The sequence below is a fragment of the Robiginitalea sp. genome (assembly GCF_049588695.1).
Taxonomy (GTDB): Bacteria; Bacteroidota; Bacteroidia; order Flavobacteriales; family Flavobacteriaceae; genus Robiginitalea.
On the sequence record NZ_JBAVZJ010000364.1, the window covers coordinates 1 to 3,065 of the forward strand.

At 49.0% G+C, this 3,065-nt stretch carries 2 protein-coding genes and 1 pseudogene; all 3 read right to left on the reverse strand.

The genetic code is table 11. The features are described 5' to 3' along the window. Positions 1-428, reverse strand: a pseudogene (locus WBV75_RS08755) (glycosyl hydrolase family 30); the annotation flags it as partial. Positions 429-462: 34 nt separating this feature from the next. After that, complete coding sequence (locus WBV75_RS08760; protein WP_424120249.1) at positions 463-1,752, reverse strand: glycosyl hydrolase family 17 protein; 1,290 nt, start codon at positions 1,750-1,752, stop codon at positions 463-465. A 65-nt stretch (positions 1,753-1,817) separates the two neighbouring features. Further along, positions 1,818-3,065: glycoside hydrolase family 3 protein (locus WBV75_RS08765; protein WP_424120250.1), on the reverse strand; the 1,248-nt coding region annotated here is incomplete at its 5' end.

A 3,065-nucleotide genomic window follows, 5' to 3' on the forward strand; every position in this document is an offset into this window, starting at 1 on the left:
ATCAGGTCATCCCGGTCCTCATCAATAGAGAAGTGCTGGAGTTCCACATCCCCTGCCAGCGGGGCATAGGAGTAATTGCTCAACGAGAAATCACACGAATTCATATGGGTTCGCGTAAGGGAATACCGTGCCCCGTCAGGTCCAAAATAAGCCTGCAGGACCTTTTTTCGGTTTTCAGCACTCACCCGATTGAGCAGGGAAGCCGATGCTTCCGTAAATGAGCCCCCAAAACCCGTAATGGTTTGAAATCGATTTTCGGGACTTAGCCGAATTACGGTCGTAGCCGTATTTTCATCAGATTGAGCAACCTGCGTCAATTTGTTACCTGACGCCGCAGTTTCAAAAACTTCAACTGCTAATTTCTCGTCGGTTTGGCATGAGCTCAGCATCAGGACAAGGGTAAAAAGTGTAAGTATTTTGTTAAACATCGCATCGGGATTCTGGGGTTATATCGCAAAAAATTCAATTTGCCTCGGTTTTTTCATTTTGGGGCGGGGGCGGAAGTACATTTGATAGCACAGAGTCCTTAACCCCTCCGAAGGTCTTTTTAATCGGGTTTCCATTACGGGACAACCCCTTGAAAACACCTTGGTCTACCATATCCCAAAGGGCGTACTTCGCATGGCCCTCTACGGTAAACAATCCGAAGTGGTTTTCTGAACCCGTTTTATTGGCGGCATCCTTCCAGGGCTCATTAAAAGCCTCAAAATAGAAGCAGGAAATACCTTCTGCATTGGTCCATTCCCTGATCAATTTATGGTAAAGGGCCTGCTTATACTGATCTGTCGCCCTGGAGCCTTCAGGGCCATAAAACCCATCTGAAACACTCGCCCATCCGGTTTCGCCTATATGTACAGGCTTATCGAACCCTAAGCCCTCAATATACCCGGAGACTGCCCTGTACTGGTTTTTGGCAAATTCTACTGCACGGCCCATGGCAGCATCTACTTTTTCAAGATCCGTGAGGTTCTCCTCTGATTCCGGTACTTGCCAGAATTCCGGGTTATAGTGGGAATTGTGATAGGGATAGGTGTGCATGGAGATAAAATCCACCGCTTCAATAAGTTTAGTAAGCGCGGGGGTATGGTACTGTTCCTCCCCGCCCCCCCAGGAGGCAAAATCGTCCGAACTGGTAATCCAGAGCGATGCAGGAAGCTTGCCCTCCGCCTTCAGTTTCTGCAGGTGGAGCACCCATTTAAGGATAACCTTAGGTTGCACGTAATAACTCGTAGCCCATTTTATCATTGCCTCGTTGCCTACTGCAAGCACCTTTACGATATCCGGATACGCATTGGCCAATACAACTGCTTGTGCGATTTCCCCCGCATTGGCGCTGCTCTCCAGCTGGTGATTGGGCTCCTTGTCCGTCCAGGCATTTTTACAATCGATCCAGGCACCCAGCATCACGTACATTTCAAAGTCCGGATCTTCATTTTTTAAAGCCCGGATAGCCAGGAGTAAATTGGAGGCGTGATACAATTGTACATTATAGGTGCGCAGGACTTTTACGCCCATGGCCTCCAGGATTCGTAAGTCCGCTTTCAATTCCTCGAAGGTCGGTTGAATATCCCGGGTGTTTTGTCGATACCCCCCATAGGAAATAGCCTGGTACTTGGGGTTTCCCAGGATATCCGCTGCTGTTAACTCCATAGAACTTTTAACTTGTTGCTCGCGAACTGGTGCCTCTTTTTTACAAGAGCCGCAAACCAAAAAACAAAGGACTACAAGTCCGCAATTCACTAAAGATTTCATCTTTATTCTTTTACTATGCCCTTTCAGGCATTTTTGACTTATACCATAAACCGCACAGGCATGAATCATGGGTAAGATAGTCCATATCCCAATGGAAACAAGGGTTCAACGGATCCTTCCCAATGGTTCGGGCCATATTTTCCTTTAAAATCGTCCAGGGAAGCAGGCCATGAATGGGGCAGGCGACCCTTAAAATTATACTTCCCAAAAAGCACTTCGGCTATACCGTCCCCTTCTGAACCGGGGAGCCAGGCCGCGATAAACGCAGAGGCCTGTTTAATTTCTTTAGTCGTGACCAGCGGCCGGCCGGAGAGTAGGACGACCACTGTGGGAACCCCTTGCTTGTCGTAATGTTCCAGGTATCCCTTTTGCTCTGTGGATAACTCCAGTTTAAGGCTATTGGACTCATGCCCGATATCCCCAAAAAATTCAGCATATGGCGGCTCCCCCACACAGATGATCGCTACATCCGCATCGGTATGTTCCCCGGTGCCATCCGGGTCATAAACCACTTCTGCATTTGAATTCATTTGGATACCTTCAAGAATAGTAGTGGCACCGGTATAATTCCGGTCGGTACCCTGCCAGTCTATAGTCCATCCCCCGGATTGCAGTCCTGCATTATTGGCATGGGCCCCAACCACGACTATCTTCCCGACCCCCGGAGTCAGGGGTAGCAGGTTCTTTTCGTTTTTGAGTAAAACCAAAGACTCGCGTACGGCCTGGCGCGCCACGTCCCGGTGCTCCTGACTACCGATCGAATCGATAAAAGTGTCCACGGAATATGGGTTTTCAAAAAGCCCCAGGCGAAATTTTTGGCGTAATATGCGACGGACAGCATCGTCTATGCGCTCCCGGGAAACATGCCCTTCCTCCACGGCCTTCTTTAAACCCTTTTGAAACAGTTCGAGGTCCCCATCCACCGCCATTACCATATCGATGCCAGCATTGATAATATCAGCCTCCCCAAACTTGGAATAGCCTTTCCAGTCGGACAGCATAATGCCATCAAATTGCATTTGCTCCTTTAGTACATCCGTAATCATTCTTTTATGGGCGTGCATGGGAATGCCTTCATAGATGTTGAAGGATGCCATCACAGCACCCACCCCGGATGCCACAGCAGTGCGATAGGGAGGTAAAAGGTGCTCCTCAATTTCATTCTCGCTAAGAGTAGTAACACCTCCTTCTACCCCGTACTCCGTAGCTCCATCACCAATAAAATGTTTGGCCGTAGCCATGACGGTATGGACATCGGATAAATTCCCCTGGTGCCCCCTGACCGATGCGGCGGTGAGGGTATTGGTCAGGGT